We start from the raw sequence: 6,224 nt of genomic DNA, 5'->3' as shown, positions 1-6,224 counted from the left end.
CCGCCGGTCCCTGCCCCGCCAGGCGGTGGACGCGGCCCGCTTCGAGCAGGCCGCCGACGAGGGGTTCGCGGACCTGCGGCGGGGCCGTCCGGCCTCCGCCGTGGACCACTTCGACCGCGCGCTGGACATGTGGGTCGGCTCCCCCTTCGCCGACCTGCACGAGTACGCGTTCGCCCGGCACGAGGCGGACCGGCTGGGCACGCTGCGGCTCACCGTCCTGGAGGAGCGGGCCGGGGCCCGTCTCCGGCTCCGCGACGCCGGGGCCGACCCGCTGCTCCGCCAGGCGTGGGAGGAGAACCCGATGCGCGAGCGCCTGGCCGCCCGTCTGATGTACACGCTGTACGCCGACGGGCGGCAGGCCGAGGCGGTGGAGGTGTTCCGCCAGACGCGCTCGCGGCTGGTCGAGGAGCTCGGCCTCGACGTCTCCCCCGAGCTCTCCCGGGCGCATTTGGACATCATCCGGCGCCGGGTGTGACCCCCCGGGCGGGGCGGGCCCTCAGGCGAAGGCCCGCCCCGTCCACGCCCACTGCCCGCGGAAGGGCTGCAGCATCGGCACGACCGCCTCGGGCGCGCCGCCGCCCGCCAGCCGTGCGTACAGGTCCTCGGCGTGCCCGAGGAGCAGGTCGAGCGCCTCGGTGTGCGGGAGGCGGTCGGCGAACAAGGCGCGCTCGTGGTCGGCGGCGACCGTCGGAGCCCCGGGGCGGGCGGCCAGCGCGGCGGCCCGCGAGCACAGGTGCTTGACGTCGTAGGTGATCGGCCCGAAAGCGTTGATCGCGCTGAGCAGGAGCGCCTCCCCCGTGCTGCGGCACATCAGCTCCCGCGCCGGGGACGGCAGCACCGTGGTGTCCTCCAGCAGGCTCAGCGCCATCACGAAGTTCAGGGCCGCCGCGGAGGCGCGCACGGTCTCCTCGCCCAGCCCGGGGCGGAGCCGGTCGACCAGGTCGCCGCCGTACAGCGGAACCCCGATGGTCAGCCGCTGGACCAGCCGCACCTCCAGCGGCTGCAGGTTCGGCAGGTCCGGCGGCGCCGCACCGCCGGGCGCGCCGGCGGCCCCGGCGACCACCCGGGACAGCTCGTCGGCGCGGGCCCGGTCCACGTACTCGGTGTTGACCACCAGGCCGCCCACCGCCGTGTCGAAGCTGTCGCCGAAGGTGGAGGGGTGGTTGGTGGCGCCCGGCGGCCGGGCGGGGGCGGACCCGTCGGTCAGCACCAGCAGGTCCAGGTCGGAGGTGGGGTTGAACTCCCCGGTGGCGTAGGAGCCGGTGAGCAGCACCGCCTGCGCGGGGCGCGGGTCCAGGACGCGGGCGGCGTCCAGGTCGTGCGGGGCGATGCCGCGGGCGGCGAGCGCGTGCACCACGCCGTCGGGCAGGGAGCCCAGCGCCTCGGCGGCGGTCGCGGCGGCCGGGGCGCCCATCAGCGGCTCCGCGCCGCGCGGATCGCCTCGGCCGCGGCCCGCAGGTCGGCGTCGGGGAGCAGCGGGTAGTCCTCGCTGCTCTGCACCACCGCCCCGTTGTCCAGGACCTTCTCCACGATCGCGCCCTTGAGCATGCAGTCGTTGAAGGGGCCGTCCGCGGCCTGCGGCGCCAGGTGGACGTGCAGGTGGTCGAAGGACCCGCCGAAGATGTAGACGTACACCAGCTCGGCGCCGGTCGCCTCCTTGATGGCGGCGGTGCTCTCGGCCAGGACCGTGCCGAACGTCGCCGCCGCCTCGCCGTCGAGCTCGTGCACATAGCGGATGTGGCGCTTGGGCTCCAGGAAGGAGAAACCGGGGGCCTCGCCGACGACCGCCGTGGTCAGCCTCCAGTTCTCGTCCTCCCACACCTGGACCCGCATCAGGTCCGGGTCAGCGTCCACGCCGCGGCACATGATGCAGTCCGCCACGATCACCACCCAATTCACGGATTTCCGGGGCTGGAATTCGGGATTGCCGACGGGCCATTCGGTTTCGATTTCCGGAGTTCCGCCCGGTCATTCCGGCGGTACCCCCGGCCCTTCCCTTCCGAGGGGGGCGGGAATTCGGGCATCCCGTTCGTCCACCCCTTCCTACCCGACCGCAACGGGGCCGTCCAGGGCGGAATGGAAAATCGCCTTCCGACCACGTGTGCAAGTGACCGTCATGGCGAATGCAAGGCGCTGTCAAGGGCCGATTGGCACAGTGATCGGCGTCCCTTCCCGCAGGAGGTGCCGTGCCCACTGAGGAACTCATGGCGTTCGAGCTGCTCGCCGACCGCTTCGCCGAGGTCAACGACCGGATCGACCTGCCCGACACCGCCTTCTACCAGGGCCTGGCCGAGGGCGTCCGGGGGCCGGTGGCCGAACTCGGCATCGGTGACGGCCGCGTCGCCCGGACCGTCCGCCCCGACACCGGCATCGACGGCTCCGGGCGGGCCCTGGAGCGGTGCCGCGAGCGCGTCGGCGACGGCATCCGCCTGATCGAGGCCGACCTGGCCGAGTACACCCTCCCGGCGCCCGCGGCGCTCTCCTATGCCGCGCTCAACACGTTCAACCACGTCGCCACCCGCGGCCACCTGCGCCGGGTGCTGGACAACGTGCGCGCCAACACCGAGCCGGGCGGCCTGCTCGCCTTCGACGCGGCCCTGCCGGATGCGGCCAAGCTGGCCGCGCGCGACTCGGTGGTCGTGGAGCGCTTCGCCGACCCGTCGGTGCGCTGGGAGGACACCACCCGCGTGGTGGACCTCGCGGACGGCCGGGTCGAACTGGGCATCCGCTTCGAGCGGCTGGACGCCTCGGGAGCGGTCGCCGAGCGCGTGTACGGGCCGCCGCTGCCCTTCCGCTTCCTGTGGCCCGAGGACGTCCCCGAGGACCTGCGGGCCACCGGGTGGCGCCTGCTGGACATGTGGGGCGACTTCTCCCGGGGGCCGCTGCGCGCCGACGGCCGGACGGCCGTGGTGCTGGCCCAGGCGCAGGAGGACGGGCGGTGAGCGCGCCGTGGAGGTCGGAGGAGATCGCCGCCGCCGGCGGCGGCCCCGCCCCCTGGGACTGGCTGGCGGACGCGCACGCGGTCTTCGACGCCCGGATGACGGCCACCGGGCCGGAGCACCCCTGCTACTTCGGGGTGCGCGGGCAGCGCCGGGGCGACAACCGCTTCGCCGCCGTCGACGACCGCCTCCCCCGGTACGGCCTGGACGGCCTGGCCCGCGCCGTCCGCGCCTTCCGCGACGAGGCCTGGACCGGGGCGCCCCGCAAGTCGCTCATCGTGTTCGTGGGGCCGCCGCGCGCGGCTCCGTCCCTGGCGGAGGACCGGGACCGCTTCTGGGCGGTGCTGGAGGGCCTGAGCGCACGGGACGAGGACCCGTGGCCGTCCGAGGTCCCGGCCGACCCGGCCGACCCCGCCTGGCAGTGGTGCTTCGCCGGGGAGCCCTGGTTCACCTTCATGGGCAGCCCCGCCTACGGCGCCCGCCGCAGCCGCGACCTGGGGCCCTGCCTGACCCTCGTCTTCCAGACCCGCCGCGTNCGTCTTCCAGCCCCGCCGCGTCTTCGAGGGGATCGGCGGGTCGACCCCCGCCGGGCGCTCGGCCAAGCGCCGGGTCCGCGCCGGCCTGGCCGGATACGACGCGGTCGCCCCGCACCCCCACATGGGCGACCCCCGCCGGTCCTCCACCCACAAGTGGCGCCAGTACGCGCTTCCCGACGACACGGCGGTCGCGGAGCCGGACGCCTGCCCCTTCCGCCCGCCCGCGCCCCCCGACCCCGGCCCGCCCGCGGAGCGGGGGCACCCACCCGCAGAGAGGAGCAACCATGGGCGAGACCGATGAGCGCTTCTGGGAGCGGCACGTGTTCGTGCTGCTCAGCCCGGACGCGCTGCACCGGGGGCTGCAAGGGAGGATGGCCGAGCGCCTGGCCGCCGAGGGCTTCCGCCCGGCGGCGGCGCGCCTGGTGCGCGCCGACCCGGAGATGATCGACGACCTGTACGCCGACGTGATCGCGGGCCAGTGGCAGACCTGGCGCTACCGGCTGGTGGACGCCCTGTTCTCCTCGGGCCCGTCGCTGGCGCTGCTGTGCCGGGGCGCCGACCGGCACGCCGATCCGCACCGCGCGCTCGCCGAGCGCAAGGGCCACCAGCACCCGCACCGCGCCGTCCCGGGCACCATCCGCGCCGACTTCGGCGCCGTCAACAGCGTGCTGGGGCTGATGCACTCCTCGGACGGGCCGCAGGAGTCGGCGCGCGAGGCCGGGGTGTTCGGGCTGTCCCCCGCCGACGCGGGCGGCGCGGACGCCTCCTACCTGTGCGGCCTGGGCGGCGGCGGGGCCGAGGAGCGCCGCGCATTCGACGACGTCCTGGCCGGGGTGCGCACCCGGGCGCTGCTGGCGCTCTGGGAGGACCTGCCCGCCGGGGTGCGCACCCGGGCCGGGGCCGCCTTCCCCGACCGGGCCGCGCTCGGCCGCCCCGGCGCCGGTGACGCGCTCGCCGACCTGGTGGCCGGGCACGTGCGCGGCCCGCTGGCCGAGGTGCTGCGCTGCGAGTTCACCCCCGACTGGCTGGAGCGGGTGCGGATGCGCACCGTGCTGGAGGAGCTGGAGCGGATCGGGGTGCGCCCCGACGCCTGGGAGCACCTGGTCCTGGAGACCTCCCTGTACTTCCCGCCCGCGCGCGGCCGCGGCGCCGTCGAGGCGGAGGCGGCGGCCTGATGGGGGCCGCGGCACGGGTGCGCGTCAGCGTGGAGGACGCGATCGGGGGGATCGGGCGCCGGGCCTGGGAGCGGCTGGCCGCCCACGCCTCGGTCTTCTACGGCCACGACTTCCTCCGGAGCATCGAGGAGCGGCCGCTGACCGCCGGGTCCAAGGCGTTCTACCTGGTGGCCCGGGACGAAGGCGGGGAACCGGCGGCGGTGCTTCCGCTCTACCTGGCGCACACCGCCGACCCCTTCGCGGCCGAGCCGGGCGCGCCGGCCGTGCGGATCCTGGCCGGGCACATGTGGCACTGCTACGAGACGGCGCTCCCCTCCCGCCTGCCCGTCGGCCCCGGCCTGGTCGGGCCGCTCTGGGAGGCGCTGGCCGACCTGGCCGCCGACACCGGGGCCGACACCTGGGGCCTGGTCAACATCCCGCTCGGCGGGGAGCTGGCGGCGGCGCTGGAGGGGATCGGGCTGGAGCTGCAGGAGACCACGCCCCGCTACCGGCTGCCCCGCGCCCCGGGCCCGGCGTCCGTCGACGACCACCTGGCCGGGGTGGGCCGCTCCTCCCGCCGCACCATGCGGCTCTACCGCAGGCGCGCCGCCGACGCGGGCGCCGTGGTCCGGTTCGACACCCCCGACCGGGCGCTGCGGCGGGACGTCCTCGACCTGTGCCTGGCCACCGCGGACAAGCACGCCCCGGGCTACTACCCGCCCGACGAGTTGGAGGCCCTGCTGCGCGCGCTCGGCGACGACTGCCGCATCCTGCGCCTGGAGCTGGACGGCACCCTGCTCGCCGCCTCCGTCTGCCTGCTGGACCGGCGCTCGGCGCACTTCTGGGCGGGCGGGTGCCTGTACCCGAGCGAGCTGAACTGGAGCCCGCAGTACGTGCTCTTCGCCGCCGAGATGGAGGCGGGGCTGGGCACGGGCCTGCCCGTGCTGGAGTTCGGGCGGCGCAACGACGAGTTCAAGACCCGGTACGGGCTGCGGCCGGTGCGCCTGGGGCGGGTGGTCGGATGAGCGCCGTCGTCCCCGGCTTCGACGAGAAGGCCTGGACGCTGCTGGAGCACGGCTCACCGCTGCAGAGCCCCGCCTGGCTGCGGGCGATGGGCGGGCGCCTGCCCGGTGCGCCCCACACCGTCACCGACGGCGCCGACGTGGGCTTCTTCGGCGCCGTCGTCACCGACCCGGACGCCTACGAGGCCTACAACCCCCGAGCCGTCCTCTGGCGCGACCCGCCGGTCTTCCCGGTGCCCGACCCCGGGCTGCGGGCGCGGCGCCTGGCGGAGCTGCCGCACGGGCCCGGCCGCGCGCTTCCCGCGCTGGTGCTGGTCGCCCCCGGGTACCTGGGCGACCCGGCCGGGCGCTGCGCCGACCGGGCCGAGGCGGTCGGGCGCTGTCTGCGGGGCGCCGCCGAGTGGGGCCGCGCCAACGGGATGGCCGCGCTGTACGTGCTGTACACCCGGGGCGCGGCGGTCGAGGAGGCGGTGGCCGGGCTCGGCGGCGTGTCCTTCCCCCTGACCGAGCGGTGCGCGATGCCGGTGTGGTGGGACGACTGGGAGTCCTACCTGGCGGGTCTGGCCCCGGCCC

Annotated in this window: 8 protein-coding genes and 1 pseudogene; 7 read left to right on the top strand and 2 right to left on the bottom strand. The window is 76.1% G+C overall.

The window, feature by feature from the left end:
- The first annotated feature begins 25 nt into the window (after positions 1–25).
- Entirely contained in the window at positions 26–475 is a 450-nt protein-coding gene (locus D476_RS0115665; protein WP_017624887.1) for an AfsR/SARP family transcriptional regulator, read from the top strand.
- Positions 476–496: 21 nt separating this feature from the next.
- On the opposite strand, the gene D476_RS0115660 is transcribed toward D476_RS0115665, so the two are convergent.
- The gene (locus tag D476_RS0115660; RefSeq protein WP_017624886.1) at positions 497–1,414 is read right to left on the bottom strand and encodes a nucleotidyltransferase domain-containing protein; all 918 of its coding nucleotides are present in this window, start codon (positions 1,412–1,414) and stop codon (positions 497–499) included.
- Positions 1,414–1,854 carry an HIT family protein gene (locus D476_RS0115655; RefSeq protein WP_239648722.1) on the bottom strand — a complete coding sequence of 147 codons (441 nt, stop codon included), beginning with the start codon at positions 1,852–1,854 and terminating at the stop codon, positions 1,414–1,416. Before D476_RS0115655 ends, D476_RS0115660 begins: the two co-directional genes overlap by 1 nt.
- Before the next feature lie 332 nt (positions 1,855–2,186).
- Here D476_RS0115655 and D476_RS35665 point away from each other — a divergent pair, with 332 nt between their 5' ends.
- The 6 genes and pseudogenes from D476_RS35665 to D476_RS0115635 all read left to right on the top strand — a co-directional run.
- Complete coding sequence (locus D476_RS35665; RefSeq protein ID WP_152529367.1) at positions 2,187–2,942, top strand: methyltransferase domain-containing protein; 756 nt, start codon at positions 2,187–2,189, stop codon at positions 2,940–2,942.
- A 95-nt stretch (positions 2,943–3,037) separates the two neighbouring features.
- Positions 3,038–3,463: pseudogene (locus tag D476_RS40130) on the top strand (YqcI/YcgG family protein); the annotation flags it as partial.
- Positions 3,464–3,506: 43 nt separating this feature from the next.
- Complete coding sequence (locus tag D476_RS40125) at positions 3,507–3,776, top strand: YqcI/YcgG family protein (RefSeq protein WP_204366995.1); 270 nt, start codon at positions 3,507–3,509, stop codon at positions 3,774–3,776.
- Positions 3,760–4,650 (top strand): nucleoside-diphosphate kinase, encoded by an 891-nt coding sequence (locus tag D476_RS0115645; protein WP_017624883.1) that lies wholly within the window; start codon positions 3,760–3,762, stop codon positions 4,648–4,650. Before D476_RS40125 ends, D476_RS0115645 begins: the two co-directional genes overlap by 17 nt.
- Positions 4,650–5,654 carry a GNAT family N-acetyltransferase gene (locus D476_RS0115640; RefSeq protein ID WP_017624882.1) on the top strand — a complete coding sequence of 335 codons (1,005 nt, stop codon included), beginning with the start codon at positions 4,650–4,652 and terminating at the stop codon, positions 5,652–5,654. Before D476_RS0115645 ends, D476_RS0115640 begins: the two co-directional genes overlap by 1 nt.
- A partial coding sequence (locus D476_RS0115635; protein ID WP_026123543.1) for a hypothetical protein occupies positions 5,651–6,224 on the top strand: 574 nt, incomplete at its 3' end. The genes D476_RS0115640 and D476_RS0115635, both read left to right, overlap by 4 nt.

Source organism: Nocardiopsis chromatogenes YIM 90109 (assembly GCF_000341185.1).
GTDB classification, from domain to species: domain Bacteria; phylum Actinomycetota; class Actinomycetes; order Streptosporangiales; family Streptosporangiaceae; genus Nocardiopsis_A; species Nocardiopsis_A chromatogenes.
Note: the sequence above shows the minus strand (reverse complement) of the source record. Positions and strands in the feature narration are given on the sequence as shown.

Bases quoted from the DNA above. Each gene is read 5' to 3' on its own strand.
- D476_RS0115645 (WP_017624883.1), top strand. From the start codon at position 3,760: ATGGGCGAGACCGATGAGCGCTTCTGGGAGCGGCACGTGTTCGTGCTG.
- D476_RS0115640 (WP_017624882.1), top strand. From the start codon at position 4,650: ATGGGGGCCGCGGCACGGGTGCGCGTCAGCGTGGAGGACGCGATCGGG.
- D476_RS0115660 (WP_017624886.1), bottom strand. From the start codon at position 1,414: ATGGGCGCCCCGGCCGCCGCGACCGCCGCCGAGGCGCTGGGCTCCCTG.